This is a genomic window from Hydrogenophaga sp. ANAO-22 (genome assembly GCF_042466645.1).
Taxonomy (GTDB): domain Bacteria; phylum Pseudomonadota; class Gammaproteobacteria; order Burkholderiales; family Burkholderiaceae_C; genus Hydrogenophaga.
This window is the reverse complement of the sequence record NZ_CP159956.1, coordinates 2,564,343-2,583,965: the sequence shown is the minus strand read 5'-3', so window position 1 is coordinate 2,583,965 and position 19,623 is coordinate 2,564,343. Positions and strand designations below refer to the sequence as shown.

General features: G+C 63.3%; 19 protein-coding genes, 1 tRNA gene and 2 pseudogenes. 15 read left to right on the top strand and 7 right to left on the bottom strand.

The genetic code is table 11. The annotated features are described in order from the left end of the window. On the top strand, positions 1-528 hold the full coding sequence (locus tag ABSY19_RS12360) for a DUF2946 family protein (RefSeq protein ID WP_382163101.1): 528 nt from the start codon (positions 1-3) through the stop codon (positions 526-528). 67 nt (positions 529-595) lie between these two features. On the opposite strand, the gene ABSY19_RS12355 is transcribed toward ABSY19_RS12360, so the two are convergent. Next, a complete protein-coding gene (locus ABSY19_RS12355; RefSeq protein WP_382163099.1) occupies positions 596-1,471 on the bottom strand; it encodes a c-type cytochrome in 876 nt (291 codons plus the stop codon). Between the two features lie 238 nt (positions 1,472-1,709). On the opposite strand from ABSY19_RS12355, the gene ABSY19_RS12350 reads away from it, so the two are divergent. From ABSY19_RS12350 to ABSY19_RS12330, 5 genes are all read left to right on the top strand, one after another. Continuing rightward, positions 1,710-1,785 (top strand) — tRNA-Arg (locus ABSY19_RS12350). A gap of 766 nt (positions 1,786-2,551) precedes the next feature. After that, positions 2,552-3,700, top strand: a complete 1,149-nt coding sequence (locus ABSY19_RS12345) for a helix-turn-helix transcriptional regulator (RefSeq protein ID WP_382163098.1) — start codon at positions 2,552-2,554, stop codon at positions 3,698-3,700. Between the two features lie 4 nt (positions 3,701-3,704). Further along, positions 3,705-4,859: a helix-turn-helix transcriptional regulator gene (locus tag ABSY19_RS12340; RefSeq protein WP_382163096.1), complete on the top strand. Its 1,155-nt coding sequence runs from the start codon at positions 3,705-3,707 to the stop codon at positions 4,857-4,859. A gap of 93 nt (positions 4,860-4,952) precedes the next feature. Continuing rightward, positions 4,953-5,717, top strand: coding sequence for a hypothetical protein (locus ABSY19_RS12335; RefSeq protein ID WP_382163094.1), 765 nt, complete (start codon positions 4,953-4,955; stop codon positions 5,715-5,717). 7 nt (positions 5,718-5,724) lie between these two features. Continuing rightward, positions 5,725-6,267 (top strand): hypothetical protein, encoded by a 543-nt coding sequence (locus ABSY19_RS12330; RefSeq protein WP_382163093.1) that lies wholly within the window; start codon positions 5,725-5,727, stop codon positions 6,265-6,267. 249 nt (positions 6,268-6,516) lie between these two features. Here the strand turns inward: ABSY19_RS12330 and ABSY19_RS12325 are convergent, their stop codons facing one another. The 4 genes and pseudogenes from ABSY19_RS12325 to ABSY19_RS12310 all read right to left on the bottom strand — a co-directional run bounded on the left by ABSY19_RS12325 (position 6,517) and on the right by ABSY19_RS12310 (position 9,091). After that, on the bottom strand, positions 6,517-6,726 hold the full coding sequence (locus ABSY19_RS12325; protein ID WP_382163091.1) for a hypothetical protein: 210 nt from the start codon (positions 6,724-6,726) through the stop codon (positions 6,517-6,519). 253 nt (positions 6,727-6,979) lie between these two features. Beyond that, a pseudogene (locus tag ABSY19_RS12320) lies at positions 6,980-8,286 on the bottom strand (Y-family DNA polymerase). Between the two features lie 31 nt (positions 8,287-8,317). Further along, complete coding sequence (locus ABSY19_RS12315) at positions 8,318-8,758, bottom strand: LexA family protein (protein ID WP_382163089.1); 441 nt, start codon at positions 8,756-8,758, stop codon at positions 8,318-8,320. Positions 8,759-8,875: 117 nt separating this feature from the next. Further along, positions 8,876-9,091 carry a helix-turn-helix domain-containing protein gene (locus tag ABSY19_RS12310; protein ID WP_382163087.1) on the bottom strand — a complete coding sequence of 72 codons (216 nt, stop codon included), beginning with the start codon at positions 9,089-9,091 and terminating at the stop codon, positions 8,876-8,878. A gap of 151 nt (positions 9,092-9,242) precedes the next feature. Between ABSY19_RS12310 and ABSY19_RS12305 the strand changes: the two genes are divergently transcribed. The 5 genes from ABSY19_RS12305 to ABSY19_RS12285 all read left to right on the top strand — a co-directional run bounded on the left by ABSY19_RS12305 (position 9,243) and on the right by ABSY19_RS12285 (position 15,072). Then, a complete protein-coding gene (locus ABSY19_RS12305; protein ID WP_382163086.1) occupies positions 9,243-9,503 on the top strand; it encodes a hypothetical protein in 261 nt (86 codons plus the stop codon). After that, on the top strand, positions 9,496-10,977 hold the full coding sequence (locus ABSY19_RS12300; RefSeq protein ID WP_382163084.1) for a tyrosine-type recombinase/integrase: 1,482 nt from the start codon (positions 9,496-9,498) through the stop codon (positions 10,975-10,977). Before ABSY19_RS12305 ends, ABSY19_RS12300 begins: the two co-directional genes overlap by 8 nt. Positions 10,978-11,130: 153 nt before the next feature. Next, the gene (locus ABSY19_RS12295) at positions 11,131-13,002 is read left to right on the top strand and encodes a hypothetical protein (RefSeq protein WP_382163082.1); all 1,872 of its coding nucleotides are present in this window, start codon (positions 11,131-11,133) and stop codon (positions 13,000-13,002) included. A 20-nt stretch (positions 13,003-13,022) separates the two neighbouring features. Beyond that, the gene (locus tag ABSY19_RS12290) at positions 13,023-14,531 is read left to right on the top strand and encodes an AAA family ATPase (RefSeq protein WP_382163080.1); all 1,509 of its coding nucleotides are present in this window, start codon (positions 13,023-13,025) and stop codon (positions 14,529-14,531) included. 52 nt (positions 14,532-14,583) lie between these two features. Further along, on the top strand, positions 14,584-15,072 hold the full coding sequence (locus ABSY19_RS12285) for a protein-tyrosine phosphatase family protein (protein ID WP_382163078.1): 489 nt from the start codon (positions 14,584-14,586) through the stop codon (positions 15,070-15,072). Between the two features lie 56 nt (positions 15,073-15,128). Here ABSY19_RS12285 and ABSY19_RS12280 read toward each other — a convergent pair whose 3' ends face one another. Further along, positions 15,129-15,581 (bottom strand): helix-turn-helix domain-containing protein, encoded by a 453-nt coding sequence (locus ABSY19_RS12280; RefSeq protein WP_382163076.1) that lies wholly within the window; start codon positions 15,579-15,581, stop codon positions 15,129-15,131. Positions 15,582-15,864: 283 nt separating this feature from the next. Next, positions 15,865-16,668 carry a hypothetical protein gene (locus ABSY19_RS12275; protein ID WP_382163074.1) on the bottom strand — a complete coding sequence of 268 codons (804 nt, stop codon included), beginning with the start codon at positions 16,666-16,668 and terminating at the stop codon, positions 15,865-15,867. 192 nt (positions 16,669-16,860) lie between these two features. On the opposite strand from ABSY19_RS12275, the gene ABSY19_RS12270 reads away from it, so the two are divergent. The 4 genes and pseudogenes from ABSY19_RS12270 to ABSY19_RS12255 form a co-directional block, all read left to right on the top strand. Continuing rightward, complete coding sequence (locus tag ABSY19_RS12270) at positions 16,861-17,157, top strand: transposase (RefSeq protein ID WP_026437472.1); 297 nt, start codon at positions 16,861-16,863, stop codon at positions 17,155-17,157. Next, positions 17,154-17,876: an IS3 family transposase gene (locus tag ABSY19_RS12265; protein WP_382163073.1), complete on the top strand. Its 723-nt coding sequence runs from the start codon at positions 17,154-17,156 to the stop codon at positions 17,874-17,876. Before ABSY19_RS12270 ends, ABSY19_RS12265 begins: the two co-directional genes overlap by 4 nt. Next, positions 17,815-19,191: an IS30 family transposase gene (locus ABSY19_RS12260; protein ID WP_382155535.1), complete on the top strand. Its 1,377-nt coding sequence runs from the start codon at positions 17,815-17,817 to the stop codon at positions 19,189-19,191. The genes ABSY19_RS12265 and ABSY19_RS12260 overlap by 62 nt, the downstream gene beginning before the upstream one ends. 4 nt (positions 19,192-19,195) lie before the next feature. Continuing rightward, positions 19,196-19,471: pseudogene (locus ABSY19_RS12255) on the top strand (IS3 family transposase); the annotation flags it as partial. Positions 19,472-19,623 lie beyond the last annotated feature (152 nt).

Here is a 19,623-nt window from a genome sequence, read left to right as displayed (position 1 = left end):
ATGGACGACATCGTCAAGGCCGCGATGGCCAAGTGGCCCAATGTGCCGCACTGTTATGGCTGGCTGGGTCTGGATGCCCGCGGCAACTGGTACATGCGCGACGACCGCACGCAGGCGCAAGGGCCTTTTCCCGCCAGCAAGGGCTCGCTGCTCAAGCACGACAAGCTCATCGAGTTCATCCACCGCAACTACGCGGCCGACGCGCAAGGCCAGTGGTACTTCCAGAACGGGCCGCAGCGCGTGTACGTCGAACTCGAAGCCATGCCGTGGATCTGGCGCCTGCAGCCCGAGGGTGGCGTGTTGTCCCACACCGGCCTGCCGGCGCGCGTGCAGGAAAGCCTGCTGGACGAATCGGGCCGGCTGTACCTGGTGACCGATCTGGGTGTCGGGCTGGTGCACAGCGCCGACATGAACCTGGCCGCCGACGCGGTCGAAGCCGGCCGCTGGCGCCCGGCCGAGGTGCGTGCCGATGCGCTGCCGGTGCGGTTCGGTTTCATTCCCCATCCCCAGGCGCTACAAGCCGCTTGAGGGCAGCCGCGCGCGGGCACAAAAAAGCCGGCACGGGGCCGGCTTTTTAGGGGGAAGTGGACGCGCCTTACCTCACCGCGTTCAGCATGTACTGCACGGCGGCCTTGATGTCGGCCTCCGCGGCGGCGCCTGCGCCGCCCTTGGGTGGCATCGCACCCTTGCCCTTGATGACCGTGGCGGTCAGGGTGTCCAGGCCAGCGCCCACGCGGGGTGCCCAGGCGGCCTTGTCGCCGAACTTCGGTGCACCGGCCACGCCGGCCACGTGGCACACGGCGCAAGCCTGCTTGTACAGGGCCTCACCGGCGCCAGCGGCCACGGTGGCCGAGGCGGCAGGTGCGGGCGCAGCGGCAGCGGGTGCGGCTGCGACTGCGGCAGGGGCCGCCGCTGCCACGGCAGGAGCTGCAGCGGCCGGAGCAGCGGCCGCGGGGGCTGCTGCAGCGGCGGGTGCCGGTGCCTGGGGCTCGGGGAACTTGCCGCCAGCGGCGTTGGCCAGGTGCACCACGGCGCGGCCGATCTCGGCATCGCGGAACGCGCCGCCGCCTTGCGCGCCCATGGCGCCCTTGCCCTTGAGGGCGGAGGTCAGCAGGGCTTCATAGCCGGTGGCGATGCGGGGGCCCCAGGCGGCGGCGTCGCCGAACTTGGGCGCGCCGGCCAGGCCCGCCGCATGGCAGGCCGCGCACTGGGCGGTGTACACCGACTCGCCGGAAGCCAGCGGGCGGTTGGCGTCGCGCAACTCCACCGTGCCCACGCGCTGGATGCGCTGGGCAACGGCTTGCTCCATGTCCACCGCGCCGGCCGCCGGCTTGTTGGCCGAGACCACGTAGTACACCAGGCCGATGATGATGAAGATGGGCGCGACGAACGCAAAGAAGGCCGTCCACATCAACTGGGTTGGCGTCTTGATGGGACCGGTATGGTGTTCTTCGTGCGCGTGGTCGCTCATGATGTCCTCAGGGGGTGGCGAAGCAAGGCCTGTTCGGGTGTGGGGCGTGCCCGTGTCAGGCCGGGCAAACAGCCTTGGATTATAGCCAAGCCCCCTTGGCACCCGCCGGGCGTCGCCCCCTCGGCTGATAGAATCGCTGGCGTTGCGGCTGTAGCTCAGTGGATAGAGTATTGGCCTCCGAAGGCTGTCGTCATCGGAGCAAAACGCAACAGATAGACTATCGGTCTCCAAGCAGCATGCGGCTGTAGCTCAGTGGATAGAGTATCGGCCTCCGAAGCCGAGGGTCGTGGGTTCGATCCCCGCCAGCCGCACCAAGCCTTGCTTTTCAAGCAAGTGCCCGCACACATCGTGCGACACTTTTCATCGCTCTCCGCAACTGAGCCCCACTGACTTGGGCACATCTCGCAGTTGGACCAATATTCGCCAATACTCCATCGGAAACATCCTGTGCCCGATGTGTGCCTTGCTCGTGCCGCGATGGCCCCACCAGATCAGCCCCATTCCTGAAAACGACCCTTGCACTCGTGCCGTCGCTTAATTGGTCAAGGCACTCCCCTTAGCTGTCCACGTGTACCTTGACCCAGGGGGGGTGGTTTGCAGCGATTATTGACGTTTGAGACATCGCACACGATGCGCGCTCTAAATCATGCTGAGGTCGTTTGTACCTTACAAGACTCGGTCCACCGCTTGATGGCGGCATGGTCGCGGCTAGACTGCCTCCATCGGTCAGGCCCGGTCGCTCATCAACTCGTCCACTGTATCGCGCGGTTACACGTTCAAACGTCAGCTTATCTCATAGCTTTCAGCGAATGGAGGGGGACTTTGCCATGATGAATTTCAGTCTTTACCAGTCTCACTGGTACCGGTCGGCGGGTCTACATTTATTGCGGATTTTTGGTGGGCGCCATACTGCGACGATTAGCATCCATGTGCATTGCGTAGTCAGTGTTGATAGCGACCCACGCTGACCAAGAACATCGCTTGCAGTGCACACAATTGAGTGTGTTCTGCTGGATACGTCTCCCACAGCACGCAAATGGAGGTGGGGCGCAGTGTGGCGATATCGGTTAAAAAGTCGCCATGTCCCGACCCGATTTCCTTCTGCACCGGGCCACCGAGGCCCTCTACGACGCTGTGATCGACCCAGCCGCCTGGGATGAGGGCATGCCGACGCTGCGCACGCTGTTCCAGTCTCGGGTGGAAGCCTTGTATTGCCTGGACCTGCGCGCGCACACCCTTCGACCTGTGCGCATCGAAGGCGTCGAGCGCGCACAACTCAAGCGCTTCTCGGCCAGTTTCTACCTGCCCGACAACCCTTGCCTGCAAACGCCCGAACTGCACCGACCCGGCGTTGTGCGCACCGATGAAAGCATGCTCGCTCACTTGGGCGACCCGGGTGCATTGAGGCGCTCGACCTACTTCAACGAATGGCTGCGGCCGCAGGATCTTGCGCACACCATGGGCATCACGCCATGGATACAGGAGGGGTTGGTGCTCAATTTCAGCTTGCTGCGCGAGCCAGGTCGTGGCGGCTTCGGCATGGCCGAACAGCGCCGCCTGGGCCAGCTCGCGCGACACATGGAGCGCGCCATGCGCATGGTGGTGAAGCTTGACACCCTGACGCAACGCTGCAGTGACAGCACCATGGCTCTGGACCAGGTTGCGCAGGGCATGGCGGTGCTCGATGCGCACGGCGCGTTGCTGCAAGCCAACCGGGCAGCGCTGCAGTTGCTCGCATGTGGCAAGGGCTTCTGTTTGCGCGGCGGAAGGCTCGCAGCGCGCGAGCCGCAACACCAGGCACGACTTGAAGCCTTGCTGAGCGCCTGCACGGCCGGCGGCACCGCGCCTGAACCGGCGCAGCAAGCCGCCCTCGTGGCACAAGGCCTCGTGCTGCAGATGACGCCCCTGCGCAGCACCCGCAGCGTGTTCGTGTCGCCGAGAGCGGCCGTGCTCGTGAGCCTGTCCGAACCGCTGGCACCGCCAGTGGCACAGGCGCGCGAGACACTGACCGCGCTCTTCGGTTTCACCGCTGCCGAAGCGCGACTCGCCCTTTCACTGATGGACGGTGGCGGACTGCGCGAAGCCGCCTCGAGAGCGCGCATGAGCTATGCCACTGCGCGCTGGTATCTGAAAATCCTGTTTCAAAAGACCGGGTCCACGCGCCAGAGCGAACTGACGGCGCTGCTGGTTCGGGTCACGCAGTCGGCCCGACCGCTCCAGATGCACTGAGGCCATGACCCCGTCCGCTGTCGACGACCTCACCTCGGCCATCTACGATGCCGCGCTCGACGCACTGCACTGGCCCGCGGTTCTCGCGCGACTCAAGACCTGCTTCCGCACCGAGGCTGAAACCTTCTATGTCCTCGATTTCGGCAACCGCCGCCTCACCCAGGCGCACCTGGCCGGCATTGAACCCCGCTGGATGACTTGTTTCGACGCGCTGTACTTCGCACCCGACAACCCTTGGAACGTGCACTCCGAAGCGCTGCACCGGCTCGGCATGGTGCGCACCAACGAACGCCTCGACGCCCACACCCGAGAGACCGGCATCCTGTACCGGTCGGGTTACTACCAGGAGTGGATGCGGCCGCAGGGGTTTCGCTACAGCCTGGGCAATACCCTCACCACCGAGCGCAGCGGCATCGCCAACGTAACGCTGCTGCGCGCACCCGACCTGCCCACCTTCAGCGATCGCGAGGTTCGCCTATTCGAGCTTCTCAGCGGGCACTTCGTGCGTGCGCTGCGCATCCGCGAGCGGTTGGGCACGGCCTCGCTGCGCCGCGATCAACTCGCCGGCGCGCTCGACAGCCTTCAAGGCGGCATGCTCATCGTGGCACCAGATGGCAGCTTGGTGCACGCCAACCAGGCCGCACTGCAGGTGCTCGCTCAGGCCGACGCACTGGTGTACCAGCGAGGCCGCGTGCAGGCCGCCAACAGCGCATCGCGGCCCGCGCTCGCAGCGCTGCTGCAGATCCACGCGCCGCGGCCCGAGGGACGGGCCTCGCACGCCGACACGCTGGTGCTGCCACGCACGGGCGGGGGAGCGCCCCTGCGCGTCCAAGCGGCGGCACTTGCGTTACCGCTGTCGTCGGCCCAGGCGCACCGGCCTTGCGTGCTGCTGGCGCTCTCGGGCACGGCCCACGACCCGCCACCCTCTCGCGCCGACTGGCTGCGGCTTGCGCACGGACTCACACCGGCCGAGGCGCGGCTGACCGAGGCCCTGCTCGATGGATGGAGCCTGCGAGACGCCGCATCACTCCTCGGCCTGACCTACGGCACCGCGCGCACGCGCCTCAAGTGCGTGTTTCAAAAGACCGGTGTGCGGCGCCAGGCCGAACTGATTGCGCGTTTGCAGCGCGAGCTCGCCTTGCCGCTGCGCTCGTCCTGAAGCCGCAGTTTGAGTTTCGGGCCTCTCATTTGGGAGGTGCCTCGTGCGCTGGTGCGACCTAGCATGAGCTCACCTCATCCGAAGGGAGTTGATATGCGTCACACCATTTCCCGGCAGGCTGCTGCCGGGCTGCTCGCCATGGCCTGCGCACTGTGCCTGCCCGCCACAGCCCAACCGTCGTTCGACATCGTGGGCTTGCGCCCGGGCATGAGCGAGGCCGAAGTGATGGCTGTGCTCAATGCCCACCGACCCGGCATTCGCGTACAAAAACGCAATATGACCTACAACTACAGCGACGGCGTTCAGCAACTGAGCACGCAGCCTTTCCTGTACGAGCTGTGGGCCACTTTCGACGATGCGCAAGGCCGCGAGGATTTCAGGCTGTACTTCTCGCCACCACCCAGCGCGCCACGCGTGCTCGGCATGACGAGGCAAATGAGTCTGAACTCACCACCCACGCAGGCACAGCTCGGTGCCCAGTTGGCGCAACGCTACGGTCAGCCCACCACGAGCGGCAAGAACTATTCCACCACCAACAGCGTCTGGGGCGAACCCGGCAAGCCCATGTGCTGGCGCAGCACGCCCAAAACCACCGTGATTGGTGTGGGCGAAGCAAACGACATCCTGAGCGGCCTCAAACGTGGCCAGGAGAAGGGCTATGTGCCGCGAGACCCATCAACCTGCGGGTTGGCTGCGGCAGCCAGCATGGCTGGCGAGCCGGTGCGCAACCTTGTTGTGCGCCTGGTGGACTACGGTGCTTGGGCCAGCTCGCACCAGAAGGCCAAGGACTGGGTGGAACAGAAGCGACAAGAGGCTGTGAAAGCGCGGCTGTCGAGCGGCGCGACGCCCAAGCTCTGAGCGCCCGATGAATGTGCGTCTTTTCTGGCTGGCCGCCATCGGGCTCACCACCGCTGCGGTGGCCTGGGCCCAGCCTGCGGGTCCACGCCTGCTGTTCGGCGATCTGGCCAGTCGCCTGCCTGCAGCCGACCAGTTGGCCATCTTCCGTTTGCTCGACTACCGCGTCGCCCCGGGCGGCAAGGCCCTGATGGCCCCCGATTGCGGCGAGATCGCACACGAGACCCAGGTGCTTGACCTGAACAGCGACGGCGTGCCCGAGGTGCTGGTGACCGCGGGCAATGGCTGCACTTCAGGCCACACCGGTTCTTCGGTGTTTTTGTTCGTGAAAAACGCGCAGGGCCGCTACACGCAGCAACTCGGTTTCCCAGGCGCTGGCGTGACGCCCCTGCCCACACGCACCCAGGGCTGGCAGGACCTGCGCATCGGCACTGCGGGCTTCTGCGAACCGGTGTGGGCGTGGAAGGGCGCCGCCTACGACCTGCACTGCAGTGTGGAAACGCAGCGCCGCGGTTGCCAGGAGCTCGGGCCGGTGAAGCTGTGCCGGCGTTGAAGTTTTCGAGTTGTGATGTGAGCTCACAGCATTCTGCGTGCGAAGCGAATGTCGCCGGAATCGCCGCCAGATGAAACCGTCACATGCGCTCTTGAAGGTCCGCGACGTACCAAAAATCTCGCACTTGGGTATTCAGCATCGAGGGACAGCAATCGATGTGAAGGAGCCATACACGGCCTAACGCCGAACGGCTCCATTCAGTCTGGAGCAGTCACCCAGCCATTCAACATGCCCGGCATCTGTGTGACGTCACAGCCGGGTGGGCGAGCGATACACCTTTACGGGTCCAGCGCCCTTGTACACCACCTCGCCATTCGCGATCAGGATCACGATCACGATCTCCAAGCTGGGCACCTCGATGACGTGGTAGTCGTGCGGTTCCAGTGGAAGGCGTGTCTCGCAGTAGGGACTCGCACCATCGGGCGTGGGATGCCACAGCAGCGTCGGATGCTCGTTCATCAGAAAGGCGCTGCGGATACGAACACTTCGACCGGCCCTGGACCTTGATACACCGCTTCACCGGTGGCCCCGATCCGCACGATCCACCAGTCATCTCGCTGCTCCACCTCATACCCGACCGCAGGCAATTCGAGCACCGTCTCCACCGGGAAAGGAAGTCCATCTGGCACGGGATGTCGCAACAGTGTGGGATGCCCTGGAGGAAAGTTCACGGTGGGCATCATACGGGCGGAGGTATGTGGACTGGCGCTGTTCACGCCCTCGCCACCGGCACATCCTCAAGCCGCGTCGTGTACTGCGGCGTGCGGCGCTCCTGCTTCATGCCCCACACCCGCTGCGGACCGACCTTGCCCGTGGAGGCGGCATGTACCGTCCCCTTGCCGTATCGCCCGTTGATAGCATCCATCGCGCCCATGAGCTGTGAGCGGTTCCGCTTCGGCTCGTCTTCCGCGGGTGTCTCCAGGTCCAGCTCACGCTGCAACACATCCGCGGATTGCAGGTCCACCAGGATGACGCCGGCCTTGATGAACCGGTACCCCGGCACGTACATGTAGCGCATGCCATCGGCCGCGGCCTGAGCCAGTGCCAGCGTGTCGTCGGTCGGTCGGCGCAGCGGCACGACCACGCTGCGCGAGAGCTGCGGCCCGGGTCGGTAGGGTGAGGTGTGCATGAACACCAGCAGCTCAGTGGCCAAGCTCTTCTGCGAACGCAGCTTCTCAGCCGCTCGCCCTGCGAACTCGCTCACCGCCTCAAGGAGCGGCGCCAGCTCGTGCATGGGCTTGCCGAACGACCTCGTGCAGGCGATCTGCTGTTTTTGTCCGGGCGCGTCGTCGAGCTCAATGCAAGGTTTGCCCTGGAGCTCGCGCACCGTGCGCTCAAGGGTCACGCCCCACCGGCGGCGGATGGTGGCAGGGTCCATGCGCGCCAGGTCGAGCACGGTGCGCACGCCTTCTTCCTGGAGCTGCTTGCCGATGCGGGGTCCGACACCCCAGACGGCACCCACTTCGGTGGCCCGCAGCACGTCCTCCAGATCTTGCGCAGGGAGAATGGCCAGGTTGCAAACTTGGGTCAGCTCGCTGGGGTAGCTGCCAGGCTTGCGTTCCGCGGTCTTGGCAATGTGGTTCGCCAGCTTCGCCAGCGTCTTGGTGTGTGCGATGCCGATGCAGCATGGAATGCCAACCCACTGCAGGATGCGTTCCCGGACGGTCCTGGCCCGCTTCACCAGGTCACCACGCACCCCTTGAAGCCCGATGAAGCTTTCATCGATTAGATCTCCTGGGCTGGGCCCAGGCCAGCGGCCAGGCTCATCATCCGGTCACTCATGTCGCCGTACAGCGTGAAGTTGGCCGACAGAGCCACCAGACCCGCTTCCTGCTCCAGATGCTTGATCCCGAACCAGGGCGCGGCCATCTTGATGCCCAGGTCCTTCGCTTCATTGGAGCGCGCGATGGCGCAGCCATCGTTGTTGGAGAGAACGACGACAGGCCGGCCGTTCAGGCTGGGCCGGAACACCCGTTCGCACGAGACGTAGAAATTGTTGCCATCGACCAGGGCGTACATGGCCGCATTGCTCGCATCGGGTGAATGGGAGTCAGACGGCGAAGCGCTTGATGCAGGAACTGACCACACCCCACACTTCGATCGTCTGACCGTCCCGGGGCACGATGTCCGGGAACGTAGGGTTGGCCGCCTTCAGGCGAACCCGCCCAGCGCGCTGGTGCAGGTACTTCACCGTGAACTCGCCATCGACCACGGCCACGACCACCTGGCCATGGTGGGGTTTGATGGCACGGTCCACCACCAGCGTGTCACCGTCGTCGATGCCGGCGTCGCGCATGGACGTGCCCGCCACTCGCAGCAGGAAGGTGGCCTGAGGGTGCGTGACCAGGATCTGTGTAAGGTCCAGCCGGTTGACCGAGAAGTCCTCCGCTGGCGAAGGAAACCCGGCCCGAACAGGCACTGCGGGCATGGGTAGCTCCAGCGGGGACGCCAAAAAGGGCATAGGCGTGGAGCTGGCACAGATACTGTTCATGCATACAGTATACGGCGGGGTGCCTTTTCCGACCAGAATTCCTCATGTGTTCGAACTATGTGGCCGTGACCTCGGATTTGGACGCATTCGTGACGGCCGCCAGCTCGAACTCTTGATTCAAGTCTGGCCGGTGCTACTCGTTCGCTCGAGCAACTCAGGCAAATCGATGACGAAGTAGTCGCACAGTTTGTCCAGCACGTCGATCTCTACTCGTTCAGCCGTCTCGTAGTACAGCCGCGTCAACGTGCCGCGGTTGATGCCCGTATCCCTGGCCACGTCGGCAATCTTGAGCTTGCGCTCCCCGAGAAGTCGGGCGAAATGGCAGCGGATCATGACCTTGTTTTGTAAAAAATGATCTTCTGCAGACCAAAAAGTCTTGCACTGGTGCAAAACTCAGATATACTGACCTACAGGAGATCAAAAAGATCAGAGTTTTTGCAAACTGGTCTCCCAGTGTAACTGTTCAATGAAAGGAGAGCCATCCATGCAAGTGCCAATCCTTGAGGCATCGCCTCAAACCTATCTGACGACCGCAGAGTTGTCAGCCTTGATCAAATACGACTCGAGGACGATCCGCGATCGCCTGAAGGACAGCGTGCTGATTGAGGGGCGCCATTACATCCGCCCATTCGGGGGCCGTAAGACCCTCTACATCTGGGAACACATTCAGGAAGACATGGCGCGCCATTCGCATATGTCGAGTGCCCCCATTCCAATGACCAATGGAGGAGCGCTCCGTGGGTAGTATTCGCCGCCGCTCCGAATCGGGACTGCTTTTCCTGGACTTCGTGTTTCAAGGCCAACGCCTGCGGGAGCAGACCTCTTTGCCCGACACCCCGGTCAATCGCAAGCGCCTGCAAAAGGCCATGGAGCGCGTCGAGGGCGAAATCGCCCTCGGCTCCTTCGACTACGAAAAGACCTTTGGAAAACCGCTGCCCTCAACTCAGCCGGTGGCCGAAGCGAGCGCGCCCGAACTTCAACGCCAACCCTCGTCCCGCACCGGCACACCCACCTTCAAGGTGTTTGCCGAGCAGTGGTTCGCGGAGTCGGAGGTGTCGTGGCGGCGCAGCTACCGCGTCACGCAGCGTGGGTCGATCGACCAGTACCTCATTCCCTACTTCGGGGAGAAGGAGGTCGGCCAGATCACCAAGGCAGACGTACTGGCATTTCGGGCAACACTCGCCAAAGTAACCACCCGAAAATCCCAGAGCACATTGTCCAACCGTCGCATCAACTCCGTGATGAAGCCGTTGCGCCAGATCCTCAACGAAGCGGCCGACCGGTTCGAGTTTACTTCGGCGTTTCGCAACATCAAGCCGCTGAAGATGAAGCGCAGCGACGTGATGCCGTTCACCCTGGACGAGGTGCAGCAGATCCTCACGACGGTGCGCGCGGACTACCGCCAGTACTTCACCGTGCGCTTCTTCACTGGCATGCGCACGGGTGAGGCCCATGGCCTCAAGTGGAAGTACGTCGACTTCGAGCGGCGGCTCATCCTGGTGCGCGAGGCCATCGTGCTGAAAGAAGAGGACGAACTGAAAACCGATGGCAGCGTGCGCGACATCCAGATGAACGACCTGGTGTTCGATGCGCTGCAAGAACAGTTCAAGGTGACCGGCAAGACCTCGGAGTTTGTGTTCTGCAATCGCAATGGCACGCCCATCGACAACCAGAACTTCCTCAACCGCGTGTGGGCCCCGCTGCTGCGTCATCTGGAGATCCCGCATCGCCGGGCGTACCAGATGCGGCATACGGCGGCCACGCTGTGGTTGGCATCGGGCGAAGCGCCGGAGTGGATTGCGCGTCAGCTCGGTCACACCAGCACCGAGATGCTGTTCCGCGTCTACAGCCGCTACGTGCCCAACCTGACGCGCCGCGATGGGTCGGCCATGGAGCGCTTGCTCAAGCAGCACATCTCGGTCACGCCGGTGCGCGGGATCGTGGTGCAGTTGCCGGAGGAGCGCGTGGCCATCGCGGCTGAGGAGGGCGGGGCGACTGCGGCCGCGGATGTTTCGACCAATGTCGCGGACCTGGCGCCTGTGCTGGGGGACGACGACGGCGACGACATCCTGGCGCTGGACGAGCTGGCCCTGGATGACAAGGGCAACACCGGTGTCTCAGTAGCTCACACCCGCCGGCGGCGTTCTCCGCGCGACTCACCGTCACTGGTGGCGATCCTCAAGAACCCGGAGCTTCCGGCGTTCCTGAAACAGGACTAGCCCACTACCTCACCGATCACAGCTTCTCGCTGGCCGACCCGGGCAATTGCGCCCAAACAGCCAGGCAGGCGGAGCTTTGCCCAAACGAAATCCGAGACCGAAACGACACCCTCGTTTCAGACCCATTCATTCACACGAAACACTGGAACCAACATGAACCTCAACATCCTCAAAGTCCTCGCCGCCGACCTCAACGACTTCGAATCCCAAGTGCGCGAGCGCGCCGCCCGTGCCGCTGCACCTGCTACGGCAGGTGCATCAACGCGAGCCAGCTCAGGTCTCAGCTTCTATCACTCCGATCCGCTGGATGAATGCACCAACGCCCTGGGCCACCTGGCCGACCCGTGGTCGGTGGCGCGTGTGACGGCGCATGTGAGCAAGCCTTTCGCCTGTGGCCTCACCGGCCCGAACCTGGACGCACAGGGCGAGCTCTGGGATGCACGACCGTCCTGTGTCGCCATCGCCCGTCTGGGCGGCGGTGACCAGACGGTGGTGTTCTCGACACCGGACGCCGCGACCTGGTTGCACAAGCCCGGCGTGTATGAACTCAAGCTCATGAAGCGGGCTGTACCCCACGTCCCGTCCGATGCGCTGGTGGTGCAGCGCGTGGGCGTGACCCGCAAAGGCCCGGCCGCCACACCCTGGTTGCTCGACCACCTCGGCCTGCCCGATCGCATCGAGTTCGACCTGCACCGGGTGCTGGCCAGCATGAAGCCGGTGCACCAGGCGGTTTTCATGGCAGCGGTGAGCCGACCGGACATCGAGCACAAGCTCTCGGTGGTTGTCTCCGAGGACTCAGCTGCGGCGCAGATGACGCCCACCACGCACCCCCTGAGCCAGGGCATCCGCGCGGCCATGGTGCTGGACACGTTGGACCTGCAACGCGACGAAGCGTCGCTCACGCGCCTGGCCTGCCTGATCAGCGACCTGGGTGAGCTGGCAGCGTCTGAACAGTTGCCGGGCTCGGAGCCGGGCGCTGGTTCCGCCAGGAAGCACGGAACCCCCGAGGCAAACACGCGCTGCGCGCATCCGCTGACCGCCACCTTCCTGGGTGCGTTGATCAACCGCTTCGAGGAACTGGAGCCGCTAGATGCCGCCGATCTTCGCGAACTGCTTGGGCAGGAAGCGTTCTGGCCGTACCGCGTGGGGAGCAAGCACGGGCCGCTGAGCGACCATCCGGTGGACCCGGTGCTCTCGCGCATGGGCTGCGCCCTGGGCGATGCGCTCTCGCAAGCGCGGGTGTCGATGGCGCGGGCGCTGCCTGCGCCCGTGCAGGAAGGCGATGATCATTCGGATCTTTTCACGCACGCCGACTCGCTGCAGGATGCCAGTCCTGTTCCTACGATCTCTGATGCGCAAGTGAGCGCCTCCTCCGATTCCCTGGACGACTTCGACGATCTGGAAGACGAGGGTCCATTGAATCCGCTGCCCGAAGTGGATGGATCGTTTGAAGCACGCCAGCCGGGGGAGGGCGGCGAGGGCACGGGGGATGAATCCGGTGACTCCAATGCGAACGCCCTGGCCGTGATCGCGGCCGATCCGCTCGCGTCCCTGGACGACCTTCGCGCCGAGCTCGACCTGTTCGGTGCCGCTGGTGACGCACCAGTCCCCAGCCTGGAATGGGCAGCCGGCATGCTCGATGGCGACGGCTGCATCGCCATCATCAAACAACCGTTTCAGCACCGCAAGCCGATTTACCGCCTGGTCGTCTCCATCTGCCAGAACTGCCTGCAGACCCTGGAGCACTTCCGCCGCTGCGTGGGGGTGGACGGTGCTATCTACCCGGTCAAGCGCAAGCTCGAGCACAACAAGCAGGTCTACAACCTGAACTACTCGGGACCGAAGGCCTTGCTCGTGATCCGGCGCCTGCGCGCGTACCTGGTCCGCAAACGCCCGGAAGCGCTGGTGGCGATCTCGTTCTGCCTGAACGGCCAGATCAGTCGGCGTTTTGGTCCCCACGGCGTGCCTGCCGCGGTGGAGGCGGTGCGCGTGTCGCACTACCTCAAGCTGCGCGCCTTGAAGTGATGGCAGGGAGCAGCACGACCATGAGCCACGACGAACCCGAATCTACTCCGCCCGCCCAAGCGGGGAACAACGACCCCTTGAGCCAAACGCCACCCTCCGAGGCGGCACCAGGTGCACGGGACATCCTGGAGGACAACGCATCCACCCCGGCCGCCACAAAGGCTCGGTGGTACCCGGACAACTGCTTTACGGAACTACTCTATCGGCAACGCCACGTTGACGCGCGGCACTTGCTGGTTCCCATTGAATTGCGCGATCTAGTGATGCGGGAGCGCAAGGAGGAGGACGAGGAGAAAGAACGGCAAACGATCGAGCAGGCCAACGCCGAAAGGCTCGACAGCGCCCACTACCCTGGTACGGTCGACCCTGGGTCGCAGAAGCCAGAGGCTGTGGCGGGTGCCGAAGCGGAGGGCTCTTCATCCCAGGAAAGCGTCAAAGACGATGCTTCCGCTGAAAAGGTGCGTGCCAAGCGCCCCCGCCGTCAACCGCCCAAGCCCATCAGCAGCAAGGTCAATGTGACGGGCTTCCATATTCAGCTCCTGGAAGCCCACGCCAAGGACAAGCTGCGTGTTCACAGCGATGAGGCTAGCTCGCAACTGCTCAAGAGCTCGCAATCGGTGGATTCGGATGTGAACAAGCGCAACAAGGGTATCGCTGACATGCTCCAGCGCAAAGGGCCGTTTCGTCGCATCGGTGCGCCGCGCCGGATTGCGGATGTGCTCTCTCTCAAGTCCTCCCACCCACACTTCGGGGCGGTGATCGACTTCGTGGCCAACCAGCTCGAACTGGCCAGGGTGAGCAAACGCCCGGTGCGCATCCCGCCCATGCTGTTGTCCGGCCCGCCGGGGGTGGGCAAGACCCATTTCAGCGATGCGCTGGCGAAGGTCCTGGGAGTGCCCACCCGCCGGCACCAGATGGACCAGGCAGAAACCTCATCTGCCCTGTTGGGTTCGGAAGCGACCTGGAGCAACTCACGCACCGGCCTGGTGTTCGAAGAGCTTGTGCACGGCGACTATGCCAACCCGGTGATCCTGCTCGATGAGCTGGACAAGGCTCCGAGCCACGACATGCGCATGAACCCGGTGAACGTTCTGCACACCCTACTGGAGCCGGTGAGCGCGGCACGGGTGCGTGACCTCAGCGTGGACCTGGAGATCGATGCCAGCATGGTCACCTGGATTGCCACCTGCAACTATCCCTGGCGGGTGCCGCTCACCTTGCGCACGCGCATGAAGGAGTTCTTCATCGGCATGCCCACGGCCGAGCAGGCGCTGCTGGTGGCGCGCTCCGTCATTCACCGGGCGCTGGCCGATGCCGGGGTGCCGGGTTTCAAACAGCCTGGGCGTGACGTGATCGTGGCCTTGGCGCCCTTGAGCGCGCGGGAGATCTACCAGGTTGTCATCGCCGCGGTGGCCACGGCGGTCAAGCAGCGACAGCGGTTCATCGGGACCCAGCACCTGCCACCGGATCTCTTGCTGGACGACGGCTCGGAAGAGGGCGGTGGTGCGCCACGCGCGCGGCTGCATTGACCACCGAATACACCGGTCGATCATTCATTCACACAAGACAGAGGACACAGCTATGTTGAAGGAAGTGCTTTTCATGGGCGTGCGCGAAGCGATGAAGCTCAAGCCGCGGCAGGACACGGTGGTCATCTCGATCCTGGATCAGTTCGAGGAACACAACCGGCCCGATCACCTGCACAAGTTCCGGGATCACCTGATCCTGAACTTCGTGGACACGTTCGAGCGGCCAGGCGATCCCGACTGGCCGGATCAGATGTCAGAGGCTGAGCACAAGCTGGCCTGCAAGTGGGACGAGGACAAGGCGCCCGAGCTCAGTGATGCGCAGCGCATTGTCGATTTCATCAACAGGCATCGTGATGCGCCTGAAGAAGTGCGGCTGATCGTGCATTGCCATGGGGGCGTGAGTCGATCGGCGGCAGTGGCCAAGTGGGCCGGGGAGATCTATCGTGTTCCGCTGCCGCAGTTGGGCGACGGCATGCATCTGCTGGATGGGGCGAATCCGCGTGTGTTGCGGTTGCTAGCCAAGGCTGCAGGACGAAGCTGAAGAGGGCCCAAGGGCTGGAGTCTGCGTGCTCTGCAGACTCCGGAAACACAAAGCGCTCAGGCTTGAATGCGTGCCAGTGCTTCGCGCTTGCCGATCTTGCGGATGGCGAGGATCTTCTGAAGCTGCGCGGCTCTTGGGGTGACCTGCCCGTTCTCCCACTTGTAGATGGATACGGAAGAGGTTCCTACGAGCTTGCCCATCTGTGCTTGCGTGAAACCTAGATGCTGACGCAATGCCAGAAACTCAGCCGCGCCAAAGATGACTTTTCGGCCGGGCTTTCCACGCGGCGCCTCGTTGAGGCTGGGCGTCTTGCGCGCGGGTTCAGCTTGAGGCGTTGATCGGCTCAGGGCCTTGACCTGGGACTCGAGTGACTTGAGCTTGCGCTTGAGTTCGGCGATCTCGGATCTATAGGTTGCGGAGCCCTTGCGAAGGGATGAGATCTCGTCACGGAGCTCTTTTCGAGCAACGCGTGCGATCTCCTTTTTAAGAGAAGAGGCAAATGTGGTCATGCGACATTTTGCCGCTTTCCGAAAGCAGGACCAGATTTCAGCGTCATCGGTCGTTGCTGGTCGCGCCCGCAGTTCATTGTCATGGCCACATAGCAGTCATACGTCGCCAACAGAGTCGCTGGCCGAATGGCTTGTCATGGAGGCAATGCTGACGTTGCCTCTGTCCACGGAACCAAGACCGCTCGAGCGTCCGCTGACTGGTCTGTCTAACTGGCACTGCCGACCCATTGCAGCCCGAGCCCTATTTCCAGAGCGGTCATTCAGGTGACCACTCAACCCAAAGTCACGCTGGTCGACGGCCTGCGAGAAAGCTCAGAATGGCGATCACTTGAACCGCGGCCACAGTCAGCAAGAAGGCCGACGTTTTCATGCCCAGATGCGGACCCCCAGCGGCCGCGGCGCTCAGCACGAAACCGAGCACCGCAGGCGCAAACGCATCGCTGGCCTGCGCCATTGCCACAGTCAACGCCACGACGCGCGGCACGTCTTCCTGGGCGAACTCCACTTGCGCGATCAATGGCGGCAGCGAGGTCGCGTTGCCGATGCCCGAGCCGAACAGCGCGACGCCAAACAGAATCCATGCGCTTTGCTGTTCGTCGACGCACAGCAGGACGATCGAACCGGCCAGTTGCACGCCGTAGGCCAGCACAGCAACAACGCGATGGTTGGCGCCTGCCGGCAGCAAGCGTGCCACGAACATGCGCCCGCCGATCGCGCAGGCCGTCGCGAAGCCCATGGCCAACCCGGCGGCGTGCGCACCCAGCGCGGGCGCCAACACCGAGAACAGGTGCGCCAGCAAGCCAATTTGCGCAAACAGGCCGGCCGACATGCCCAACGCCAGACTCAGGAAGCGGCCGTTGCGCCACAGCAGACGGCCGGGAAGCGCTCGCGCTTGCGGCGGCGCCATGCCAGGCGCTGCACCGCCGAGGCCTTCGCCGTCCGGTCCCTGTCCCAACTGCTCGGGCGTCTTTGTGAAGACGGTGGCCGAGAGCAGCATCATCACCGCCACCATCACCAGCCCGACGAGGCAAGCGCCGACGGGGAAGCCCAGATGTGCAATCAGCAACACCCACAAAGGCGAGAACATAACGCCGCCAATGCGGCGTCACAGCGCGCCCGACGACAATTGAACAGTAGAGTTCGAACGACGCCATTCTTGACGGATCATGAGCGCCTCGGGAATTCGCGTCGCTTCAATGTCTAGTGTCGATAAGCTTTTGATGGGCTTCCCCCAGTTTCCCGGACACATCCAATGACATGATGTGTTCAGGAGATAGGCATGACAAGAACCAGAAGGAGCTTCACGGACGAGTTCAAACGTGAGGCAGTGAAGCTGTGCAAGCAGCCAGGAGCAACCGCCACGCACATTGCGCGGGACCTGGGTATTCAGACCAGCGTGCTCAGGCGGTGGGTCACCCAGGAGCGTGGCGGGGTGTTGGACCTCAGGCCGAATCGGCCGTTGCGCAGTGAGGCTGCAACGGAGGTGGAGCGGTTGCAACGAGAACTGCGACGTGTGACCACGGAGCGCGACATCCTAAAAAAAGCGCTCGGCTACTTTGCCAAGGACCCGCAGTGAAGTACGGCTTCATTGCGCGGCATCGTAGTGTCTGGCCCACCCGCACCATGTGCCGGGTTCTGGCGGTCTCCCACCGCGGCTTCTATGAATGGATGGACAGAGCGCCGAGTCAGCGCAGCCAGGACGACGCCAGGCTCACCCGCCTCATCCGAGAGAGCTTCGAGCTCAGCGACCGCACCTACGGCAGTCCACGCGTCTGGCACGACCTTCGAGCGCTGGGCGAGAGTTGCGGGATGAACCGGGTCATCCGGCTGATGCACCTGGCCAAGCTGCAAGCCCGCCACAAGCGACGCAGGCTACCTGGCGATACGGGCAGCAGGCTTGAGAGCCACATCGCGCCCAACCATCTGCAGCGCGACTTCGAGGCCATTGGTCCGAACCAGAAGTGGGTGGCCGACTTCACCTACATCTGGACGGCCGAGGGCTGGCTGTATGCGGCAGCAGTGATGGACCTGTACTCACGCCGCATCGTGGGGTGGTCGATGAGCGACACCATGCAGGCCAAGATGGTGAGCGACGCATTGCTGATGGCCCTTTGGCGGTGCGGCAAACCTAGCTCGCTGATGCACCACTCGGACCAGGGCAGTCAAGGCGGATTCAACCGGTCGTCGCAACACCTTCAACCAGGAGGTGTTTATGGGACGACCCGCAGGATGGATGAAGCAATTGACAGGGAGAGACGCAATGCGCTGTCCGGGTGCGCCTTCGCTTCGACGTGAGATCGAGCGGCAATTCTGGAAGCAAATCGCGACCGGGATCACGAGCGAGAAGGCCGCGGAGGCCGTAGGTGTCTCCCAGCCGGCTGGTGGCCGCTGGTTCCGTCATCGTGGCGGCATGCCATTGTTTCTTTCAAACCCCATATCTGGACGGTATCTTTCATTCGCCGAGCGAGAAGAGATCGCTCTTCTGCGAGCCCAAGACGTTGGGGTAAGGGAGATTGCTCGCGTCATAGGGAGAAGTCCCTCGACAGTCTCACGAGAATTGGCCCGCAATGCTGCCACGCGCAGTGGGAAGCTCGAATATCGGGCGTCGGTCGCACAGTGGAAGTCCGAGTTGGTCGCCAGAAGGCCCAAGCCGGCCAAGCTCGTGAAGGACCAGCGTCTGCTCCAATATGTCCAAGACCGCTTGGAGGGCAAGATCCGTGATGCTCAAGGGCGCGAGATTGCGGGGCCTCGGCAAGCTCCATTTATCGGGCGTAACAAGCCCCATCGTGGTGACCGCAAGTGGGTCAATGGATGGTCGCCAGAACAGATCGCAAACCGACTGCAGGTCGACTTCCCGGATGATCCGTCCATGCGCATCTCACACGAAGCCATCTACCAGGCGCTCTATATCCAGGGTCGAGGCGCCCTCAAGCGCGAGCTGGTCACCTACCTGCGCACAGGGCGTGCCTTGCGCACGCCACGGGCCAGGTCCCAGGCCAAAGCGTGGGCACATGTCAGTGAAGATGTGATGATCTCCAGCCGCCCTGCTGAGATAGAAGATCGTGCTATCCCTGGTCACTGGGAGGGGGACCTGATCATCGGCCTGGACAGGTCGGCCATTGGCACGCTGGTGGAACGGTCAAGCCGTTTCACCATGCTCGTGCACCTGCCGCGCGAGGAAGGCTATGGACTGACTCCTCGAACAAAGAATGGTCCTGCGCTGGCGGGTTACGGAGCCGTGACCATGGCCAACGCGCTCAAGAGAACAGTGACGAAGCTGCCTACCCAGCTATGGCAGTCATTGACTTGGGATCGTGGCAAGGAGCTGTCCGACCATGCACGGTTCACTATCGAATCGGGGGTGAAAGTCTTCTTCGCCGATCCTCGCAGTCCATGGCAGCGCGGTACGAACGAGAACACAAACGGGTTGCTGCGCCAGTACTTCCCCAAGGGCACCGACCTGTCTCGGTGGAGTGAGCAAGACATTCAAGCCGTGGCACTGACCTTGAACAACAGACCTCGCAAAACGTTGGGCTGGAAGACGCCGGCTGAAGCGCTGAATGACTACCTAAAATCGGCTGATCAACCCGGTGTTGCATCGACCGGTTGAATCCGCCCAATACACCAGCGACGACTTCCAACAGTTGCTCAAGGCTCAAGGCATCACCTGCAGCATGAGCCGTCGCGGTGAATGCTGGGACAACGCCGCGATGGAGAGCTTCTTCTCATCCAGGAAGACCGAACGGCTCAGCCGCAAGGTCTACCGGACAAGGGAAGAAGCCAGGTCCGATGTGTTCGATTACATCGAGCGCTTCTACAACCCGGTGCGCAAACACTCAAAGCTAGACTTCCTCAGCCCAGTGGACTTTGAGCAAGGCTTAATGGGCTAAGCAAACCGTCCGGGAAACTGGGGGAAGCCCATTACAGCCCTTCATCATGAACGCTTTGGCCGAAACGAGAGAGGTATCGCCAGAACTTTCACCCGACTTCTAAGCCCGAAGTCAGACAATGCTATCTATCGTCATAGGTCTTCTACTTGTTC